Origin of the sequence: Brasilonema octagenarum UFV-OR1 (assembly GCF_963888615.1) — a bacterium.
Classification (GTDB): domain Bacteria; phylum Cyanobacteriota; class Cyanobacteriia; order Cyanobacteriales; family Nostocaceae; genus Brasilonema; species Brasilonema sennae.
Map to the genome: position 1 here is coordinate 1 of NZ_CAWPKW010000316.1, position 20406 is coordinate 20406.

General features: G+C 41.9%; 18 protein-coding genes. 8 read left to right on the forward strand and 10 right to left on the reverse strand.

From position 1 onward, the window contains the following. Positions 1 to 120: 120 nt before the first annotated feature. The 5 genes from AC5590_RS28135 to carA form a co-directional block, all read right to left on the reverse strand. On the reverse strand, positions 121 to 423 hold the full coding sequence (locus AC5590_RS28135; protein WP_169266620.1) for a DUF1816 domain-containing protein: 303 nt from the start codon (positions 421 to 423) through the stop codon (positions 121 to 123). Positions 424 to 503: 80 nt separating this feature from the next. Further along, positions 504 to 1481: a 23S rRNA (guanosine(2251)-2'-O)-methyltransferase RlmB gene (gene rlmB / locus AC5590_RS28140; protein ID WP_169266621.1), complete on the reverse strand. Its 978-nt coding sequence runs from the start codon at positions 1479 to 1481 to the stop codon at positions 504 to 506. Positions 1482 to 1576: 95 nt separating this feature from the next. Next, a complete protein-coding gene (locus AC5590_RS28145; protein WP_169266622.1) occupies positions 1577 to 2059 on the reverse strand; it encodes a Mini-ribonuclease 3 in 483 nt (160 codons plus the stop codon). Between the two features lie 447 nt (positions 2060 to 2506). After that, positions 2507 to 2896, reverse strand: a complete 390-nt coding sequence (locus AC5590_RS28150; RefSeq protein WP_169266646.1) for an STAS domain-containing protein — start codon at positions 2894 to 2896, stop codon at positions 2507 to 2509. A gap of 275 nt (positions 2897 to 3171) precedes the next feature. Beyond that, complete coding sequence (carA, locus tag AC5590_RS28155) at positions 3172 to 4338, reverse strand: glutamine-hydrolyzing carbamoyl-phosphate synthase small subunit (protein WP_169266623.1); 1167 nt, start codon at positions 4336 to 4338, stop codon at positions 3172 to 3174. Between the two features lie 363 nt (positions 4339 to 4701). Between carA and AC5590_RS28160 the strand changes: the two genes are divergently transcribed. After that, positions 4702 to 5892, forward strand: a complete 1191-nt coding sequence (locus AC5590_RS28160) for a retropepsin-like aspartic protease family protein (RefSeq protein WP_169266624.1) — start codon at positions 4702 to 4704, stop codon at positions 5890 to 5892. Positions 5893 to 6334: 442 nt separating this feature from the next. Continuing rightward, positions 6335 to 8215 (forward strand): cyclase family protein, encoded by a 1881-nt coding sequence (locus AC5590_RS28165; protein ID WP_211178573.1) that lies wholly within the window; start codon positions 6335 to 6337, stop codon positions 8213 to 8215. Between the two features lie 23 nt (positions 8216 to 8238). On the opposite strand, the gene AC5590_RS28170 is transcribed toward AC5590_RS28165, so the two are convergent. Next, entirely contained in the window at positions 8239 to 9342 is a 1104-nt protein-coding gene (locus AC5590_RS28170) for a Vgb family protein (protein WP_169266625.1), read from the reverse strand. 19 nt (positions 9343 to 9361) lie between these two features. Between AC5590_RS28170 and AC5590_RS28175 the strand changes: the two genes are divergently transcribed. Further along, positions 9362 to 9505 carry a hypothetical protein gene (locus AC5590_RS28175; RefSeq protein ID WP_246162770.1) on the forward strand — a complete coding sequence of 48 codons (144 nt, stop codon included), beginning with the start codon at positions 9362 to 9364 and terminating at the stop codon, positions 9503 to 9505. A gap of 164 nt (positions 9506 to 9669) precedes the next feature. Here the strand turns inward: AC5590_RS28175 and AC5590_RS28180 are convergent, their stop codons facing one another. Both AC5590_RS28180 and AC5590_RS28185 read right to left on the reverse strand, forming a co-directional pair. Then, positions 9670 to 10074, reverse strand: coding sequence for a hypothetical protein (locus AC5590_RS28180; RefSeq protein ID WP_169266626.1), 405 nt, complete (start codon positions 10072 to 10074; stop codon positions 9670 to 9672). Positions 10075 to 10138: 64 nt separating this feature from the next. Beyond that, positions 10139 to 11227: a hypothetical protein gene (locus AC5590_RS28185; protein ID WP_169266627.1), complete on the reverse strand. Its 1089-nt coding sequence runs from the start codon at positions 11225 to 11227 to the stop codon at positions 10139 to 10141. 239 nt (positions 11228 to 11466) lie between these two features. On the opposite strand from AC5590_RS28185, the gene AC5590_RS28190 reads away from it, so the two are divergent. From AC5590_RS28190 to AC5590_RS28205, 4 genes are all read left to right on the forward strand, one after another. Beyond that, entirely contained in the window at positions 11467 to 12963 is a 1497-nt protein-coding gene (locus AC5590_RS28190) for an aldehyde dehydrogenase family protein (protein WP_169266628.1), read from the forward strand. A gap of 12 nt (positions 12964 to 12975) precedes the next feature. Then, positions 12976 to 13185 (forward strand): RNA-binding S4 domain-containing protein, encoded by a 210-nt coding sequence (locus AC5590_RS28195; RefSeq protein WP_169266629.1) that lies wholly within the window; start codon positions 12976 to 12978, stop codon positions 13183 to 13185. Between the two features lie 160 nt (positions 13186 to 13345). Further along, positions 13346 to 16141, forward strand: a complete 2796-nt coding sequence (locus tag AC5590_RS28200) for a HEAT repeat domain-containing protein (RefSeq protein ID WP_169266630.1) — start codon at positions 13346 to 13348, stop codon at positions 16139 to 16141. Positions 16142 to 16145: 4 nt separating this feature from the next. After that, positions 16146 to 16535: a hypothetical protein gene (locus tag AC5590_RS28205; RefSeq protein ID WP_169266631.1), complete on the forward strand. Its 390-nt coding sequence runs from the start codon at positions 16146 to 16148 to the stop codon at positions 16533 to 16535. 62 nt (positions 16536 to 16597) lie between these two features. On the opposite strand, the gene AC5590_RS28210 is transcribed toward AC5590_RS28205, so the two are convergent. Further along, positions 16598 to 17614, reverse strand: a complete 1017-nt coding sequence (locus AC5590_RS28210) for a bestrophin family protein (protein ID WP_169266632.1) — start codon at positions 17612 to 17614, stop codon at positions 16598 to 16600. A 549-nt stretch (positions 17615 to 18163) separates the two neighbouring features. Here AC5590_RS28210 and AC5590_RS28215 point away from each other — a divergent pair. Next, the gene (locus AC5590_RS28215; RefSeq protein WP_169266633.1) at positions 18164 to 19534 is read left to right on the forward strand and encodes a GTP-binding protein; all 1371 of its coding nucleotides are present in this window, start codon (positions 18164 to 18166) and stop codon (positions 19532 to 19534) included. A gap of 28 nt (positions 19535 to 19562) precedes the next feature. On the opposite strand, the gene AC5590_RS28220 is transcribed toward AC5590_RS28215, so the two are convergent. After that, complete coding sequence (locus tag AC5590_RS28220) at positions 19563 to 20399, reverse strand: TlyA family RNA methyltransferase (RefSeq protein WP_169266634.1); 837 nt, start codon at positions 20397 to 20399, stop codon at positions 19563 to 19565. Positions 20400 to 20406: the final 7 nt, after the last annotated feature.

Below are 20406 nucleotides of genomic sequence, written 5' to 3' on the forward strand. Positions count from 1 at the left end.
GGCGTGCGCTTTGCGCATACCCGATAGCCGTAAGGCGTGGCGTTAGCCATAGGGTTATCAGTAAACAATGAACAGTGAATTCATAACTGATAACTGATAACTGAATTCTCCTGAATTTAATTACATTTGACCGCTAAAGACAGGCTGTACTTTGCGGTCAGTCCGTTCCCCCAGGTCATCAGCAATCGTCAAAGCAGTTGGTTTACAGCGTTTTACATCAACCCCAATTCCTTGGGCTCCTTCGAGTTCCAAATCTTCTACGTAGCCTTTTATGGCCGCTTTTGCATCAGCAGAACTGACAAACGGTCCAAAGTAGTAAGTGCAACGGGGGTTTTGTGTTACAACTTCCACCCACCAAGCCAAGCCAAAATTGTCGAATATGTTAATCAACAATTCCTTAAAGTTATTCCAAATAGTTTTCATGGTTCTCGCCAATTTCTAAATGTGATACTCGGTTTTAAATGCTGCCAGTTTTGACTGCTTTACATTTCTTTATACTCTGTTTACTCTTCTTTTTTCAAAGAAATTTTTTGGAATTTATCCACGTATAGGGTATTTATCCAGCGATGACGATAAATTTCATAAAGCGCCATACCCGCTGCTACTGAGGCATTCAAACTTGGAGTCTTACCTTGCAAGGGGATCGACACCAAAAAATCACAATGTCGTTGTGTCAAAATACTCAAACCTTCGCCCTCAGAACCAACTACCAAAACAATAGGACCGTTAAATTTCACGCTATGTATAGGTTCGCTTGCTTCTGTAGCAGTACCGTAAATCCAAAAGCCACCAGCTTTCAGTTCTTCCAAAGCACGTTGCAAGTTCACCGCCCTAACTACGAGAAAGTTTTCTAAAGCACCAGCAGCTACTTTCATGAGTGTGGAGGTGATTCCACATGCTCTACGTTGTGGGATCACCATTCCTTGAGCACCCAATGCTTCTGCTGTGCGAATAATTGCTCCCAAGTTGTGAGGATCAGTGATTCCATCAGCCACAACAATCACAGGATCAGTTTCAGATTTTGCCTTGGCAATCAACTCATCCAAGTCAATGTAGGCATAGGGAGCAATTTGTGCCGCTACACCTTGGTGGTTAGCTTGTTCTGTAATTTGGTCTAGGCGCTTAGGCTCAACTTCGTCGATAATTGTGCCATTTTCTTTCGCTCGTAAAATCAGCGAATGAAAGCGGGGATCGTAACGGAGGCGCGAAGTGATCCAGATACGGTTAAGATCCCGCTCGCTTTCCAAAGCACTCAACACTGGATGACGACCGTAGATCAAATCTGTATCTTCTGATTGATCAGAAGATACAGATGAATCAAAGAATTTCTGATGCGGGCGTGGGCTGTCTCTCAAACCGTTAGCACCCTTACCTCTGGGATTGGGACTCAGATGAGAAATGACACGCTTGCCCTTGACTCTCAAGGGTTGCGCAGTATTGTTTTCGCCAGAAGTCTTAATTTTTCTTGGTTTATCAATCATGTGAGTTATTGGTAGAGCTTAATAGGTAAGCATTGTTGTGATCTCAATTGGTCTGAACCGACTCTGCAAGTTTTGCGATTCGTGAATTGAATTTCTTACGGCTTTTCTAAGTCAAGTTTTTGCAAAAGTTCGCTTAAGCGATCAAAATCGGTGAGATACAGGTAGCCAATTAAAGTTTCTAAACTAGTTGCTTGTTGATAGGTTGCCATATCAACCCGCCTAGGGCGTCCGGTGGCAGCGTTGCGACCCCGTCGGACAATTTCTAACTCAGTGTTATTTAGATGAGGATACAGCGACTCCAACATTTTGGCTTGCGTCTCTGCCCTGACTTGTGCCACAACTAGACGATGGTATGCTTCGGGTCGCCTTGATGGTAGTAGATAAAACATTCTAACGTAGAGCTCACAAACTGCATCTCCCAAGTAAGCTAAAGCAGTAGGAGATATTTGTTGCAGCTGGGCTTGTGAAATTTCTTGGAATAATTGCTCTTTGCTTGCCCTTAGTAGTTGACACCAAACTGAATCCTGACTAGGAATTTCATTTGAGCCATCTAGTAGGTTTTCCTCCTTTGATGTCACAAGTTTTTCTTTCCTCACAAGCTACATTAGGCAGGTTTACCTAAGCATAGTCAATGCTGAAAAATTTACTTGCTAAATTTTATCTTTTTTTCAATTTTGGTTACCATTTCATATACTAAAAGCACTGAGGTGTGAAGTGTAAAAACCAGATAGATCCATAATTATTTATCTGGAACCTAAAAGTAAAAATGCTTTAAAAGCCTTAAATTATAAGGTTATGACTTATGAAATGGAGTTTATATCTTAAGATTATAGCATACAATCACAGGTTTTTGAGCCTTATACACTATTTATTTATGTTTCTCAACCCGAGATATTTGTACTTTACGATTTCGCTCCGTACTTTATGAGTTAACATTACGCAAAATCACAAATTCTAATTTAATAATAATTAAGCTATCCAGATTAAATTATCGGATAGCTATATAAGGTTCTCGGGTCAAGGAATCAAGACGATTTGACGTTTTCTAGAGCCGTATCAACTGACTGTTGTAGGGCGAGAAACTTCTCCAAGCGAACAAGCTTGACCGTCTGAGTAACACGGGCATTAGTGACAATTTGGAAAGTGCCTTTGGAGTTTTGAGCCTGCTTGGCTAACTGTACCAAAGCACCCAAGCCAGAGCTATCAACAAAATCGATTTGCGAGAGATCCAGAATAATGTGCCCTGGTCCCTCGTCAATCTTGCTCCCAATAACCTTGCGAAATGTCGGTTCGGAAAACGCGTCTAACAAACCTGTGAGGCGGAATAGCTGGCAGTTATCCCGGACTTCACGAGTGCCTCTCAGGCTTACAGTTAGATTAAGTGGCTCAGCAATAATTCCCTCCAGATAAGTTATGGTGAACGCTCAAGTATAGATGGTTTTAGTGTAGGTTGTCTACAACCTACTGGCAGGGAAGATGGGATATAGGGGAAAAGAGGAAAGTAGAGAGCCACACAGTAAGACTGGTGATGCTTTGAGGGTAATCAGAAGGTAGGTAACTGGGGTTAGCCATAGGTATACCCTAAAGGTGAGGGAAAATGATCCCTGCCTTTTGTGCTCCCTCACTTTCTCACTTTTATTGTCTGCCTCATCTTTGTTGTCCCCTTACCCTTGCGCGACTTTCTTCATTTTTATCCTACTTTGGCAACTGTTGCTCGACGAGCAGCTCGCATTGTTTGAACAAATTGCTCAAACAGATAGTCAGCATCGTGAGGACCAGGACTTGCCTCTGGATGATATTGTACGGAAAACACAGGCAAAGACTTGTGACGTAATCCAGCAACAGTCAAGTCGTTTAAATTAAGATGGCTAATTTCTACAACGCTGTTAGGTAAAGTGTCTGGATCAATTGCAAAGCTATGGTTTTGGCTGGTAATTTCTACTTTTTGTTGTAGACCAGCTGGCTGATTTAAACCACGATGACCAAATTTTAGTTTAAAAGTTTCCGCTCCTAGTGCATGACCCAATATCTGGTGTCCCATACAAATACCAAATATCGGTTTGTTTGTCTCCAGTAACGCTTTCGTGGTTTTTATTCCTTCGGTGACAGATGCTGGATCGCCAGGACCATTAGAAAGAAAGATTCCATCGGGATTGTATTTGAGAATTTCTTCTGGTAAGGTATTTGCGGGAACAATAATAACCCGACAACCGTAACTTGCTAAACGACGCAAAATATTGCGTTTTACCCCAAAGTCAATGGCGACGACAGTAAAAGATTCCTCGGAATTTTCTTGACAAGCAGGGTTAAACTCCCATACTGGCTGGGTGGGATCAGACCATTCATATATGTCTGGGGTGGTAACCTCGTGGACAAGGTTCAATCCTTTCATGTTAGGGGCTGCCTGTACTTGCTCTAGCAATTCAGCCTCATCCAGAATTTCTGTGGAAATACCACCATTCATGGCTCCGAACTCCCGAATTTTACGAGTTAAGGCGCGGGTATCAATTCCATAGATACCAGGTATATGGTGCTGTTCTAGGTATTCTGGTAAGGATTGTGTTGAGCGCCAATTACTCGGTCGAGTACAAATATTGCGAGCAATAGCACCCCGCACCTGTGGTTTACTTGATTCTTCGTCCTCTAGATTAACGCCAGTATTCCCCAATTCAGGATAAGTAAAAACAACTATCTGACCACAGTAACTAGGGTCTGTCAGGACTTCTTGGTATCCACTCATACCAGTGTTAAAGACAACTTCCCCAATCGTGGTTCTAGTGGCACCAAAAGACCAACCACGATATGTGGTTCCATCTGCCAAAACAAAAATAGCAGGTATTGCGTCAAAAACAGACATAAGCGATAACATTCCAAGATTTGTGATTAGGCGACAGGTAAACAGTTCAAAATTTCAAAAATGCCCTATGCCTTGGGCACACACTTTACGCTCATTCCAAATTTCAAATGAAAAAAACAGTATTGGTAACCATCCTGCTCGCTTGCTGTATGGAAATTTAATGGAGGACAGGTAAAACACGAGTTACAAAATAATTAAGCTTTAATTTCATCATCACTTTACCTGTCCGTTTACAGATTATGAAATTCTTACCCCGTACTTTACAAACTAAAATTTAAGAGCATGACATATAAAATCTTCCAACAATAATAGACAGTCGCAGAAAATTTCTACGCCGAAGCGCAAGTAAAATTATAATTAATCATGCATCAGTTTATCTTATCCCGAGCAGCGCTGGTTCTTCTGTCAACCACACTAGCGGTTTTGACTGTTGCCTGTAATGGAAAGCAACAGGTTAGCGTTACAAGTCATGAGGAGCAACCTGCGTCTAAAGATCAAAGCGTTGCATCCCCTGTAGCGACAATGGCACCTCCAAGTGCTACTCCACAACCACAGCCGACGGTGCAACCCACCAGAGAGATGTCAGTTAACTATTTTGAACAGGGACTGAACAAAGCTGTTGGAGCTCTCAACATCAGCCAATCAGCTAAATCGACTGAGGATTGGAATTTTGTGGCAATTCTGCTTGCAGATGCGATCGCCTTAATGAAAAAAGTGCCAGCTGATAGTCCTGATTTCACAAACGCCCAAGCAAAAATCTTAGATTACCAGCTTGATCTCAAAAATGCAATACACAAAGCCGTCCCCCCTATCAATCCGGTACAACAAGCGCAACCAGAAAGGATAGCTGCCATTCCTCAAGTTTCTGTGACACCAACTGTGACACCAACTGTGACACCAGCTATTACCCAACCAACTATCACCAAAACACCTGCCGCAGCACCAGAAAAATTCCAACCACCATTACCACAGGTGACTCCACTAACACCGCTTAAACAACAACAGGTGTTTGTTCCACCAACAATTAAACGACAAAACGAACAACTGGTGTATATAGCCCAGATTAAACGACGAATTGGTGGTACGCCAATTATCGAAGTCACCTTTAATGGCACTCAACCGTTTGAGATGATTTTAGATACTGGAGCTAGTGGCACAGTGATCACCCAGAATATGGCAAATGCTTTGGGAGTGGTGCAAGTTGGAAAGGCTAAGGCAAACACAGCAAATTCTAAAGCAGTGGAATTTCCTATCGGTTATGTGGATTCGATGGAAATTGCAGGGGCGAAAGTGAATCATGTTTCTGTGGCGATCGCAAACGCGGATTTAGAAACTGGGCTTCTCGGACATGACTTTTTTGGTGGCTACGATATCACCATTAAACGCGACATTGTAGAATTTCGTCCCCAATCGACTTCGCCTGTTTGGGGTGGGCGATCCGCGCCAATGCCGATTGGGCGGCTAAGAGATAACCCATCGCAAACCACTCCCAGAGTAACTGAGTTTACTGCTCCAACTGTGCCCAAGCAACTCCCTTCTGTAACAGATCCTTAGTGCTTGTGACAAAACTCTCCATTCAACGCACTGTTATACTTGCTTAACTCTTGCTTGACACCTTTCAAATCTAAGAACAACTTATACCATTTTGGATTTTAGATTTTAGATTTTAGATTTTCAAACAATTACTAGTAATCGCTTAATGCGTTCCATCTGTCGCAAACATTTTTTGAATTGGTATCATTTCATTTCAAAAAACTTGACATTTGAGACTTTTTGATCGTTAAAGAAGTTTCTTCGCATGACATTTTTTTACCTTTTCTTAACCTTTTCTTAACTTAAACTTAATATTGACGTTGTTTACTTATTACTAATTCACTTTTTGCTGCAACATTTAAGCCCTCCAAAATCTGATAACTCCAGAAATTGGAGGGTTGTTTCTGCTACTAGGTAGCAAGTAAACCTTTGCAATCCTATCGAAGCAATATTAGAACAGACTTTGAAGGATAATCACTTTCTCTTAGATACAGTCAAGTCCTACTTGCTCAAAGAAATTGTACCTCAAGCGAACAAGATAGACCATGATCCAAATACTTTATTCTATGCACTCCGAGGTCTTGGGGAATTAGACCTTTTGGCACTCAAGGTTCCACGTCACTGGAGTGGAAAAGAAGTTAGTGAACAGACATATGGCACCTTCCAAGAACTATTAGCACGCTATTCTGGTGCTTTAGTCTTTTTGCAAACTCAACACCAGAGTGCGGCTGGTATGCTTGTTGCTAGTGCCAACTCGTCCCTACAGGAAAGATACCTCCCCCGTATGGGCAACGGTCAAGTTTTACTGGGTGTTGGTTTTTCCCAGTTGCGACGCGCAGGTGATCCCCTGACTGTAGCCACACCGGTTGCTAGGGGATATCAACTTAATGGGGTTGTTCCTTGGGTGACAGGATGGGAATTTTTTGGCGAATTTATCATTGCTGCCACATTACCAGATGGTGGCGCTGTTTATGGTATTGTCCCGTTAGTCGAAACACATCAACACTCAGGAGGTACGCTGACACTTTCACCTCCAGCACAATTAGCGGCGATGACATCAGCTAATACCGTAACCGCTACCCTGAAAAACTGGTTCTTACCCACAGAAAGTGTTGTTTTCATTAAACCTGCTGGTTGGATTCACGAAAACGATAAAAAGAATATTCTTGCAGCTGTTTTTATGGCGACGGGATGCGCCCTTGCTGGTTTAGATATTGTGGAGTCCGTCGCCAGGAGAAAACCTCTACCTTTTATCCAAAAAGCTTTTGATTCTCTGCAACAAGAATTGAATAACTGTCGCAACGCTGTTCGCGAAGCGCAAAATAATTCTAGTTTGGAATTTGCTGAACGCTTACAATTGCGGGCTTGGGCGATTGATCTTGCAGGACGAATAGCTCATGCAGCGGTGACTGTTTCTAGTGGTGCTGCTATATATAGTCATCATAATGCACAACGGGTGTACCGTGAGGCGCTGGTCTTTACTGTGATGGGTCAAACTCCTGCAATTATGCAAGCAACTTTGGGGAGATTGACGCGATCAGGTTTTGAGAATGAACCGCACCAGAGCAATTTGCGGTGTGGATCTTCCTCCCGCAAAGTTCGCGGTGGGCGCAGAGGAAGCAGAGAAGGAACAGAAGAGGAGAAAAAGATCGCTTATTCGCGGGTGATACATTTGAGTCATGTCATTGACTCGGATATTCCTCAATGGCAAGGTGATCCACCAGTTGAATTTGAGACTGTGGCGGAATTGCATAAGGATGGTTATTATCTGCGGCGTTTTTCTCTAGGAGAACACAGCGCGACTCATATTAATGCTTCCAACAGTTTTCACCTTGATGGTGTAGGGATTCACGAGTATTCTGCTGAGTCGTTGGTTGTCCCTGGCGTAGTTATTGATATTCGGGAACAGGCGCTGGTAAATGCGGATTACACTCTTTGTGTTGAGGATATTCTGAGTTGGGAGGAACGCTACGGTAAGATTCCGCCTGGTTGTGTGGTGTTACTGTATACAGGTTGGCAAGAGAAATGGTCGGATCAAAAAGCTTTTTTATACCAGGACGAGCAAGGAAGTATGCATTTTCCTGGGTTTGATAGCGATGCGACACGGTTCTTGCTGGAGGAACGCGAAATTGCCGGAGTCGGAATTGATACTCATGGAGTAGATTCAGGGCAAGATACTACTTTTGGGACTAATTCCTTGGTGTTGGAGAAACCGCGTATTGTATTGGAGAATTTAACGAATTTGAACCAGTTACCGCCAACAGGGGCGACTCTAGCAATTGGTGCGTTGCGGTTACGGGGTGGTTCGGGTTCTCCGGTTGGGGTGTTGGCGTTTGTGCCGTAAATTTATAATTCCTCTACAGAGGTTTAGATAACTTGACTGCATTTGCGCTTCAAAAGCAAAACTGCATATAAAGCCCCGAAAGACAGTAAACCTACTGTTGAAGCTGGTTCGGGTACGGTTATGGAGGCGTAAGTAATACCAACGGGACGCAACAACCGACTGTTAGTAGGTACGAAGACGGAACCAGACTGACTTGGGGCGGGTAAGGGGTTTCCAGTCACTTCGTCATAACGCAGGATTGCGCCAAAGTTATTGTTTGTCGTATCAAACCCAACTGTGTAGAGGATATTGTTAGGATCGATGGTTAAATTACCAATGAAATTGTTACTTGGTGTATTTGTGTAATTGGTGGATAAAACATCCAGTAACTGCCCTGTCTTGAAATCATATCTTCTGATTCCGTTAGCAAAGTCACTCACAAAAAGGTCACCTTTGGAACCAAGTGTTAACCCAAGGAGACTAACAAATTGAGGGCTGTCTGGTAGTGGTGTTGGCTGTTCAATAAAGACAGTAGATGTTTTGGTTGCTAAATCAAAACGCAGCACTTGGCTGGGTAAACCGGGAAAAGTGGGAACGCCATCAACAGCAACACTACCTTGAGTCGTGACATATAAGCTTCCATCTGGACCCAAAAGCAGATCGTTTGGTCCATTCAAACCTCCAGGTTGACCATTTCCCTGAGCAAATTTATCAACAAACACTCCTGTGGTGGCGTTGAAACGTAAAATCTCGTCACTTAAAAAACTCGCGACGTAAAGATAACCATCGGGACCGAATGCTGCACCATAGGGGCGAATCAAACCGTTACCAGAGGCAAAAACATCGATAAATTCTCCAGTCTTTCCGTTGTAGCGAAGGATTGCAGAAGTTTCAGGGGTAGTTCCGCTGCTAACGTAGAAGTTACCATCAGGACCGAAGTTCAAGTCATCTGGATCTTTTAAACCGCCACTTGTTGCTTTAACGAACTCGCCTAGAAAGTTCCCATTCTGCTCATCATACATGATTACATTGTCACCTCTAGTGTTACCAATCAAAAGAACTGCACTAGCAGGAGACAAACCAAGACCAAAGGCACTCAAGCCACTTACAACGACAGAAGCAGCAAAAGTCGCAAACTTGTTATTCATTATAATTACGCAGTTAATTATGAAAGCTGGTAATTATTTTACAGAAAATGTGTCACAAAAGATTCTTTGGATACAAATATTTGGAGCAACTTTGGCAATTGGTGTGTTGCTGTTGCGTGATGGTTTGGGTTCTCCGGCTGGGGTGTTGGCGTTGATTCCATAAAAAATCTTTGTTGGCTTTTGATTTTGTTGGGTTTTGATAAAAATAGGACTTACGCATTTGGAGGAAGGAGACAAAAAGATTATCTCCTGCTGTCTCCTCCTCGATTGCTTTTTAAGTCCATTCAACTGTGCGAAAGTTTTCTACGAATCTGCTGAAAGTTTATCCTATGTAAGCTTATCAAGCTGAGTTACGATTCCAGCAATTTTTACCAGTCCTGAAGCTGGGCTTAAAATTACGTTAACAAGGTTTGTAAGATTCGTTAAAATTTGTACCAACTTATTCACTTCTTGCAGTTCTTCGATAGCAGCGCCTAACTTATCCGTGACGTTTGTTATTTTTTTTGCTGGTTCCTGTAAATCAGTTCGTATTTCGTTAATTTGTTCAATAGCTATCTTATTTATACTACGAATAAGACGATCTGCCGAGTCTGATATTTTTAAGGAATTTGACAGATTTATCTGAAAGTTTACAACTAACTCTTCTCTTCTATCCCGGATTGAATTAACAAGTTCGATCATCCTAGTCTTCAAGTCTTCCAATTCACTCGATTTCAGAGTAAACCCTACCATATTACATCTCCTTTTATATTAAAACTGTGAGTAAGAATGAAACTTTTTCGGACACAAATTTAAGTTATAAACCTTTCTGCATTTTTTGAATTAAAGGTTCTAAGCTTCTTTCGTATTCAGATACTATTTTTCCAACATTTTTGATTTCCTCCTCATCGTATCTAATTGCTTTTTCTTTAGTCACTGATTTATCTGCCTTAGGTGTGTAAAGGTCTTGACAATAGTTTGGTAACTGGGCATCATCGAGCTGATCTTTACCTTTACCTTGAAACTCCGTTTTCAGATCGCTATGCATTTTCGCTATTTTCTGAAGTAGTTCTACATAGTTTTCTGCAGCATCTCTTCTACTTCTGATAGAATCCATAGCCTTGTTATAGTTTTCTTCTAGCGTGATGAAATCTAGAGGTCGTTCCTGGTAAACTGCTGTAACCCCACCTATGTAATTAACAACGTACTCTCGGATTTCTAGCTCTTCTGCTTTCAAAATTCCGTTAACATAAGCCTGTTGTGTAAGTCCTGTTAAGCCTCCTTTTGCAGGTTCGTTAGAGGCTAAATCTTTTACACCAGATGTTGCACCAATATAAGTCTGTATATCTTTATCGGTACACACAATTGCTTTTTTTAACTTTTCGCGGCGAAATTCCCTTGTGAATGCATTGGTAATAAATTTGGCAATATTTATGCCAGCGTCAACATCAGAGTTATTTAAACTAGAGAGTTTTCCGTTAGATTGCGGAATTTTTAAATTCTTGAGTGATTCACCAAGAGCATCAAAGTTTTTATCGAAAGATACAGTATCACCGCTAGCAATTTTACCCAAAGCTTTTAAATATTCTACAAGAACAGAGTTTGCTTGTTTAACATTATTGACAGCCGGTCTGTTGGAATTCTCACAAATTGTTTCTTCTTCTTCTCGCTTTCGTACTGGACCTGATGAGCTTCGATCTGCTCCAGAGGGTGGAGCTACCAGAAAAGACATGTATTTCGTTCTTGTTATGCAAGAGTTATAAATGTCATCAGCTATATTTGAGGATGTTTTATCCAACGTATCAGCCATTTTTCCTACATTTTTAACTGAGGGAAAATCACGACCACAACTGTTAAGTAAAAGAGCAAGCGGAACTAGAGCAAATATTGCTCTGCGAGGTTTCATATGAGGTATCATGTAATTTTTTTAGGTATGATTGAGAAAGAAAGTTAAGCTGATTTGTCTTCCTTCTACATTCTTAATAGGTGCAACGGAAAGTGACTTATGCACTTGTGAGATAAAAATAGATAAGATGTCGTTTTGCCTTTAGTTCACTACCCTGAGGTGTGACTTGACTACAACCGATAAATCAAGCGAAACTGGTGCAAATGTTCCAGTGCATCTCAAATCCGGAGGTGTATATCATGATCACTCCCCTGACTTGTCGCAATTACATCGCCGCTGAATGGGTGAATGCTGCTTGTGTTGACACCCTAGAAAGTCGTAACCCTGCTGATAGCCGGGAAGTTGTTGCGACTTTCCCGCGTTCTGCAGCAGTTGATGTTGACAATGCAGTCGCAGCAGCCCGCAAGGGATACCGCAGTTGGCGACTTGTCCCCGCGCCAGCAAGAGCAGAATATATCCATAAAGTGGGAGAACTTTTACAAAAATACAAAGAAGAACTCGCCCAAATCATGAGTCGGGAAATGGGTAAACCCCTGACGGAAGCACGGGGAGATGTTCAAGAAGGTATTGATTGCGCTTTTTACAATGCTGGTGAAGGACGACGATTGTTTGGGCAAACAACACCTTCAGAAATGCCCAACAAATTCGCGATGACGGTAAGAACACCCGTTGGAGTTTGCGCCCTGATCACTCCGTGGAATTTCCCAGTCGCTATTCCCTGCTGGAAAATGATGCCAGCTTTGGTATGCGGTAATACTGTTATCCTCAAACCCGCTGAGGATACCCCCGCTTGTGCAACGAAACTTATTGAGATTTTTGCAGAAGCTGGTTTTCCTGAAGGTGTTGTCAATTTGGTGCATGGGGTGGGACAAGAAGCGGGAAAAGCTTTAGTTGAACATCCTGATGTTGACTTGGTATCTTTTACGGGTTCTTCTGAGACGGGTGCTTTTGTCGCCTCGACTTGCGGACGCACTCACAAGCGAGTTTGTTTGGAGATGGGCGGTAAAAATGCTCAAATTGTAATGGAAGATGCAGATTTAGAACTTGCTCTTGAGGGTGCAGTTTGGGGGGCTTTTGGAACAACTGGGCAAAGATGTACTGCTACAAGTCGCCTGATTTTGCACCGCGACATCAAAGAGAAATTTACCGCTATGCTTAAAGAGCGCACTAGTAAGTTACGCTTGGGCGCAGGAATTGATCCCAACACTGATATAGGTCCAATTATTAACGAAACGCAACTTCAACGGGTGCGCAAGTATCTGGATATTGCTCGTGAAGAAGGTGCAAAAGTCTTGATTGGTGGAGAAATCGCAACTGAGGGAGAATTACAACACGGTTACTTTTTTCAACCGACTATTCTTGATCAAGTCACTCCCAAGATGCGAGTCGCTTGTGAAGAGATATTTGGACCTGTGGTGGCGGTGATAGAGGTGAGTTCATTTGAAGAGGCGATCGCCATCCTCAACAACACTCCCTACGGTCTTTCTTCTTCAATCTACACCCGCGATGTCAACCGCGCTTTCGCCGCTATGCGCGATATTGAAGCCGGGATCACTTATATCAATGGTCCTACGATTGGTGCAGAAGTTCATTTGCCCTTTGGTGGTGTCAAACAAACTGGAAACGGACACCGGGAAGCTGGTTCTGCTGTTTTGGATGTGTTTACAGAATGGAAGACTGTGTACGTGGACTTCTCTGGAAGTTTGCAGCGTGCTCAAATAGATAATCGTAGTTAGGTTATTGGATTTATGGATACAAGCGCCAGCACAATTAAACTCGACCAGTTTTTAAAGTTCGTGGGTATCGCACCAACTGGTGGGCAAGCTAAGCTACTCATTCAAGGAGGCGATGTCAAAGTTAATAATACAGTTGAAACCCGACGAGGACGGAAATTAGTATCAGGCGACAAGGTGACGCTGGGAGGACAAACCTTTGAGGTTGATTTGGAGAATTTATAATTTTTCTAATACCGTTTCACGAAACACTTAATACAAATAATTTGTTTCTAATTCTTTCCCCCTGCTCCCTGCCCCTGCTACCCATTTGTCTCAACCTTAAAGTAAAACAATATAATGGGTATAGGAAATAACATCAGTCATTAATCAGTCAACTTCCTGCATGAGCGCAGATTTTCAAAAATACCTGCAATCTGTGTGTAATGCTTACCATTATTGGTGGAGCTTGTACACCATCACGGATGTGGAAGGGTCTAAACCAGTACAGCCTAAAAGTGTAGCGTCGCCTTTTGATTTTGGCTTAATGGTGCAAACGGTACAGCCTCAGCAGCAGGAGAAACGCGAAACACCAGAGAAAACAGAACGCCTCCCAGTGCAGGAAGGATTACGTAAATATTCTGAAACTCATGTGCTACTTGTCGGAAGACCAGGTTCTGGGAAGTCCACAGCTTTAGCACGGCTATTGCTGGAAGAAGCGGAAAATTCTGTCATTGCGAGTGAAGCGAAGCGAAACGTTCGCCAAGCGTGTCCGAAGGACTCAGCAATCTCCCCAACAACTGCAACGCCCATACTAGTAGAACTCCGTCAATACAACACCTCTGTCCTTGAGCTTATTCAAAACTTCCTCTTGCGCCACGATCCCAACTTAACCTTTGACAGCGAAACTTTAAAAACTTGGTTGCGACAGGGGCAATTTTTGCTGCTGCTGGATGGACTCAACGAGTTACCCAATGAAGATGCACGGCGAGACTTAAAAACCTTTCGGCAGAATTATCCGAACACCCCAATGATTTTCACCACGCGAGATTTGGGCGTGGGTGGCGACTTGGGCATTGAGAAAAAGCTGGAAATGCAGCGGTTGACGAAAGGACAGATGCAGCAGTTTGTTCGCGCCTATTTACCAGAACAAGGTGAGGAAATGCTGCGCCGGTTGGGTGGAAGGTTGCGGGAGTTCGGGCAAACGCCGCTGTTGCTGTTCATGCTGTGTGAGTTATTTAGAACAACGGGCAATGTTCCACCGAATTTGGGTTTAGTGTTTCGCTGCTTTGCCCAGAGTTATGACGGCAAAATCAAAGATGATGTCCCGGTTTCTGGTGAGTCGCGCCGCTGGTGGCAGGAGTTATTGCAGCATTTGGCGTTTGCGATGATGCAGGCAGAAACGCCTACAGAGTTGCGAGTCACGATTGAGAGGCGAGAAGCGGAAGCAATTTTCACGAAGTTTCTTGAAGGTAAAGTTGATTATCCTGCGAGTCGGGCGAAAGAATGGTTAGAGGATTTGCTCAAGCATCATTTAATCCAAGTTGCCAGCAATAACCAAATAGAGTTTCGCCACCAGCTGCTTCAGGAATACTACGCCGCAGAATGTTTACTCCAGCAGCTTCCCAATATTAGTGATGAGAAGTTGAAACGAGATTATCTCAATTATTTGAAGTGGACAGAACCTCTAGCACTGATGTTGGCGTTGGTGGACAAAGAAGCGCAGGCGGTGCGGGTGGTGCAGTTAGCGTTGAATGTGGATTTGATGTTAGGTGCGCGGTTAGCGGGGGAGGTGAAGGAGGAGTTTCAGGAGAAGACAGTGGGGTTGGTTTTGGGGTTGGAGGTTAACCAAAGACTTAAGATTGAACTTTTGGGAATGACTCGTTCTGAACAAGCCAGATCGCCATTGCAGCAAGCACGGGATAATCGAGATTATGACAATGTTTATAGTTTAGCTGAAGCTTTATCATGTATCGGTGACGATCAGCTAATGTCTGAGTTGCTGGAATGGGAAGACAAACATACTGCAGAGTGGAATCAAGCTAAATTTTACGAAGATTATAATAATCATATTCTTTGTGAAAGAATAGCTTCTGAGTTAGAAAATATAGAATCATCTGATGTGGTAGTTTTGAATTTAGTGAAATTGCTCAATGATAAAAACTTAATAAACAAGAAAGGATCTGATCAATATTTAAAGCCCCGAAATTACCAAGCACAGGCAGTACTAGGAGAAGAGCTATTTAATCAAACGATTTCGTTCTTGTTAAAAGCATTAAAACATGAAGATTTTAGGATACGTTATCATGCTGCTTTGGCATTAGGAAATATAGGTTCGGATGCAGAAGCTTGTGCTTTATTCAAAATTGTAGAAGATGAAAATTACTTTGTGCGCTCTGGTGTAGTTGAAGCATTAGGAAGATTTCGCAGTTATACGGTAATTACTCCCTTAATTAAAGCACTTAATGATGAAAAAGCTTTTGTACGTTCTAGAGCGGCAGAAGCTGTAAGTAAATTCCGTGATGACAAGGTAATTAATGCGTTAATACAAGCATCAAAGGATGAAAAATTTTTTGTGCGTTCTAATGTAGTCAAAGCATTAGGAAAGATGCATTGTAAGCAGGTATTAGAGCATTTAATTAAAGCTTTGAATGATGAAAATTCAGATGTTCGTCAGAGTGCTGTAATTGCTTTAGGAGAACTTGCTGAAGTAAACCATAGCAATCAGTTAATAACAGATGCTCTGATTTCTGCTTTAAACGATGAAGAATCATCTATTTGTTCAAGTGCTATTGATGTAATGAAACAAATCAAGAAAAATCGCTTAATTGCATTGGAACAAATCAAGAAAAATCGCTTAATCAATTCTGTTTTATATGAAGAATCATTAGTCTCTAGTAACCCTGTACAAGTAGAAGAAGTTGTAGAAAGTAAATTTATACCTCAAATGCAAAATTTACTATTAGTTGCAATATATGAGATGAAAGATCTTATTTTAGAAATTCAAGAGCGTTGCAAGTTTTATAACCATAAAATTTTTCATTCTCCCCCAGTTGAGGAGGAAACTAAAACCAAATCAGAAACTTCTAAATCGTTAACTTACATCATTGAACGTGTAGGTAACCTCAACACAGGAGATGTCAATATCCAGGGCGGCAATCAAATTGGAACTCAGCACAACCAACTAAATAACAACGATTAAGACTATGTCAGAAACTTCTAAATACCAAAATAGTTTTCATTTCAATCAAGCCCCTGGCAATGTCAACACAGGAGATCTTACCATTCAGCGTGATCAAGTTGGCATTCAACACAACTACGCGCCAGAACAAAAACAAAATCTGGCGGAAGCAGCGAAAGAGATTCAGGAATTGCTAGATCAACTGTCTGTGAGTTATCCAACAAGCACTGAATCTCAAAAGCAGGCGATCGCCTATGAAGCAATAGCCCATATCAAGCGCGACAACCCAACCACTTGGCAACGGTTACGCAGTGCTACTGAGGCTGCATTAATTGAGGCGTTTAAGGAAGTGCTTGATAACCCATTTGTTAATGTTACGGTTGCTGCTGTTGAAGGTTATAGGAAGGCTGAGTAAGAAATATAAAGGGTACAAGCCCCTACGCGCATTAAAGATTTGATAATTTTCACTTTATAGTCTTAAGCTCGCCAGTCAAACTCATTACTACTAGGAGCGAGGCTAATTAACTCTTCAAGATTTCGTTGGATTGTATTGCAAATCACATCTAACGGTAGATCACTGGGATCGTGCCCGAAAGGCTCTTCGATTTCCGAGCCAATTTCTTCAATACTTAATAAAATGAACGTGATAAAAGCCGTAACGATACCAGTCCACCAACCTAAATCACCGACTATTTCAAGAGGCAATACTAGACAGAAAATTAATAATAATTGTTTTAGTACAATACTATATATCAAAGGCATTGGAGTTTTTAAAATGCGTTCACAGCCACCCAAAATATCTACTAACTCATTCACCAAGTTATGTAAGGCAGTAAACTGATAAATATCTAGAGAATTATGCTCGTGTTGATACTGCAAATAATCTCTAATCCATAAGGAAATTTGTAAAGGAGGATGATGAGTTTCTTTAAGTTTTAAATACTGCATTTCGGAAATTAAGGACGCTAACTGCTCGTCCAAAGGTTCTGCCCTAAGATGTAACTTCATCGCGACAGCGAAAGCAACTAATAGCCGAATTGTTGCCTCTTTTTTAACTTTATCTTTATGTGATTTCTCTTTAACTATTACATAAATTCCCTGAGCCAGGTTACGAGTTGCATTAACTAAAGAACCCCAAAGTTTACGACCTTCCCAAAACCGCTCATTCGCTGTATTTGTCCGGAATACCAATAACAAACTAAAACCAATATTGAAAGCAAAAATAGCATTTGTAAGAACACCATTCTTATTTGTGAAGCCATTAAAAAAATCAAAACGCTTGCATAATATTGTTACAATAAATCCATACATGCCACAAAAGATTACCCAAGGAAGAATTGTTGGAAGAACTGACGTTTCGAGTATCAAAATGACTTTTAAAAAATTAAGTTTTTTACCCCTATATAAATTATATTTTCCTGTTAATGAATTGTTGGCGTTGGTGATAAAATGTTTCAACCATTTTGGTGCCTTCCTGGAATGAAAGCTGCTCATATGTGAAACCTCAAAATAATTTAATGTAGAAAGTTAAAAGGGAACTAAAGGAAATTCATTAATGAATCTATATTTACATTTGGATGTACTATTTTTCCTCATTTTCAAGTAATGTAGCCGCTTTAAACATAATCCTAAAACAAAAAAAATTAGTCGTCACCCTTACGTTATATTTTTCTGCTGAAATTAAGAATAAACACAGATCGCAAAAACAGATCGCAAAAAAAACCGAGACTGAAAATCTAACAGTCTCCAAATCAGACTAATCGTAGCTATAATGCAAACAACCAACTATTTGCAGTATGAACCAACTTTGGAAACTCCTGAATAATTTGATAGAGACTAAATTTAGCCGCTAAAAACCCCAGTACAAGATGAGTGGTAATTTGGTATCTTTAATTTTCTACTTACCTTGTAGCAATAGATTGCACTCCTGCCATTAAACCTAACGATACCCGTATTTTGCGATTAGGAGTCGGCTGTTAGCTTGATGTTTCCAATCCAAAATCAGTCTCAAAACTTTTCGCAAAATATAAAATTGGTATAGTATTGACTCAAATAAATCCAGTGTCAAAGAACGTCCAAGAAACTCACTTAAACCGTGCGCGTGCTAGTCTAAGCCTTGCGCTGTCTTGGTATGGAAATCTTCGCAAACCGGGACAGTCGTCATCAAACTCACAATTAGCAGGTTTGGTCAAACCAGAATTGGAACTTTTGACCTCGACACTTAACAAACTAGACTATAACCTGGTTCGTATTGCTGTTTTTGGTTTGGTGAGTCGTGGTAAGTCAGCGGTGTTGAATGCTTTACTGGGACAAAAGATTTTACAAACTGGTCCTCTTAACGGTGTGACTCAGTACCCCCGTTCTGTACGCTGGAATCCTGGTGGTAAGGTGCAGGTGGAGTTAATTGATACACCAGGATTAGATGAAATTGAGGGTGCATCTCGGGCACAAATGGCGCGAGAAGTCGTGCGTCAGGCAGATTTGATTCTCTTTGTCGTATCTGGTGATATCACTCGCACTGAGTACGAGATGCTGTGTGAATTGCGTCAAGCACAAAAACCTTTAATTTTGGTGTTCAACAAAATAGACCTTTACCCAGATACAGACAAAACAACAATTTACAATAATTTACAACAGTTGGGTGCAGGAAATCCCCAGGGAAAACCCTTAAAACCTGATGAAATTGTGATGGTGGCGGCGGAACCTGCACCGATGGAAGTACGGGTTGAATGGTCTGATGGTAGTGTCGCACATGAATGGGAGACTCCACCACCACAAATAGACGAATTAAAAGAAACAATTCTTAAAATTCTCAATCGTGAGGGGCGATCGCTTCTTGCTTTAAACGCACTCATCCAAGCACGAGATGCACAAGAGGCGATCGCCCAAAAAACCATCGACTTTCGCCAACAACAAGCAGAAGACCTGATTTGGCGATTTACCAAATACAAAGCTTTAGCAGTAGGACTAAATCCCATCCCCTTGTTAGATGTTCTAGGCGGAACAGTTGCCGATTTAGCTTTGATTCGCTCACTTGCACGCCTGTACGGCTTACCAATGACTGGGTACGAAGCAGGAAATTTTTTAAAAACGATTTTATTAAGCTCTGGTGGCTTACTGCTGGGAGAACTAGGTAGCAGTTTCCTGTTAGGTTTGGGTAAGAGTACAGCTGCAATTGCTTCTGGAGAAAACCCAATAAATATCACTGCTTATGCGGGAACTGCAATGACGCAAGCTGGTATCGCAGGCTACGGAGCATATACTGTGGGAAAAGCGGCACAAGTCTATTTAGAAAAAGGCTGTTCTTGGGGACAATTGGGAGCGAGTACAGTTATTAAAGAAATCTTAGCTGAAGTGGAACCAAATACGATTTTGTATCGTTTGCGGCAAGAGTTAGGGGGATATTTGGGGTAGCAACTGGCGTGCCAAGGACGCCAAGAGGTTATTTGTCTCGAAGTTCAGATGCTGCAGATTGAGTCATTTGTTGTAGGACTTCTAAATCAGGGGGTGGAGTTTCACTTTCCATACCCAGCCACAATAAATACTCGATATTCCCAGCAGGACCAGTAAGAGGTGACCAAGTCAAACCTTTGTACTTCCATCCTAATTCACCAGCCGCTTGCAACACCTGAAAAATTGCCTCGGCTTGGTCTTTAGAGTCACGCACAACGCCTTTTTTACCAACGCGGTTTTTTCCCACTTCAAATTGGGGTTTCACTAACAATACAGCCTCCCGAGGAGATTGCAGCAGCTGCCACAAAGCAGGCAAAATCTTGGTTAAGGAAATAAACGACACATCAACCACCGCCAAATCAGCATATTCCCCCCCTTTAGAAGTTCGGGAGAGTATAACATATAACTGTTCTGGTGTCAAATACCGTAAATTGGTGCGTTCCTTCAAAACCACGCGAGAATCATTTCGCAGACGCCAGTCAACTTGTCCATAACCAACGTCAACCCCATAAACCAGCTTTGCCCCAGCTTGCAGCAAGCAATCAGTGAAGCCACCTGTGGAGATACCACCATCAAAACAAATTCGTCCTTCTACAGGAATAGCAAAGACTTCCAATGCTTTTGCTAACTTTTCGCCGCCTCGGGAAACAAAGCGCGATCGCTCCTTAATTTGAATTTGAGCCGCAATATCAACTTCCGTACCTGGCTTGTCAATTATCTGACCATTAACCGTGACTTCTCCCGCTTGGATAAAGCGCTGTGCTAAGGCGCGAGACGAACTTAAATTGAGTTCTACTAATAGAGTGTCGAGTCGTTTTTTAACCAATTATCTT

Coding starts and splice junctions, on each gene's coding strand:
- AC5590_RS28185 (WP_169266627.1), bottom strand. CDS start 11,227: ATGAAACCTCGCAGAGCAATATTTGCTCTAGTTCCGCTTGCTCTTTTA.
- AC5590_RS28190 (WP_169266628.1), top strand. CDS start 11,467: ATGATCACTCCCCTGACTTGTCGCAATTACATCGCCGCTGAATGGGTG.
- AC5590_RS28210 (WP_169266632.1), bottom strand. CDS start 17,614: ATGAGCAGCTTTCATTCCAGGAAGGCACCAAAATGGTTGAAACATTTT.
- AC5590_RS28180 (WP_169266626.1), bottom strand. CDS start 10,074: ATGGTAGGGTTTACTCTGAAATCGAGTGAATTGGAAGACTTGAAGACT.
- rlmB (WP_169266621.1), bottom strand. CDS start 1,481: ATGATTGATAAACCAAGAAAAATTAAGACTTCTGGCGAAAACAATACT.
- AC5590_RS28195 (WP_169266629.1), top strand. CDS start 12,976: ATGGATACAAGCGCCAGCACAATTAAACTCGACCAGTTTTTAAAGTTC.
- AC5590_RS28175 (WP_246162770.1), top strand. CDS start 9,362: ATGAAAGCTGGTAATTATTTTACAGAAAATGTGTCACAAAAGATTCTT.
- AC5590_RS28135 (WP_169266620.1), bottom strand. CDS start 423: ATGAAAACTATTTGGAATAACTTTAAGGAATTGTTGATTAACATATTC.
- AC5590_RS28205 (WP_169266631.1), top strand. CDS start 16,146: ATGTCAGAAACTTCTAAATACCAAAATAGTTTTCATTTCAATCAAGCC.
- carA (WP_169266623.1), bottom strand. CDS start 4,338: ATGTCTGTTTTTGACGCAATACCTGCTATTTTTGTTTTGGCAGATGGA.
- AC5590_RS28200 (WP_169266630.1), top strand. CDS start 13,346: ATGAGCGCAGATTTTCAAAAATACCTGCAATCTGTGTGTAATGCTTAC.
- AC5590_RS28160 (WP_169266624.1), top strand. CDS start 4,702: ATGCATCAGTTTATCTTATCCCGAGCAGCGCTGGTTCTTCTGTCAACC.
- AC5590_RS28170 (WP_169266625.1), bottom strand. CDS start 9,342: ATGAATAACAAGTTTGCGACTTTTGCTGCTTCTGTCGTTGTAAGTGGC.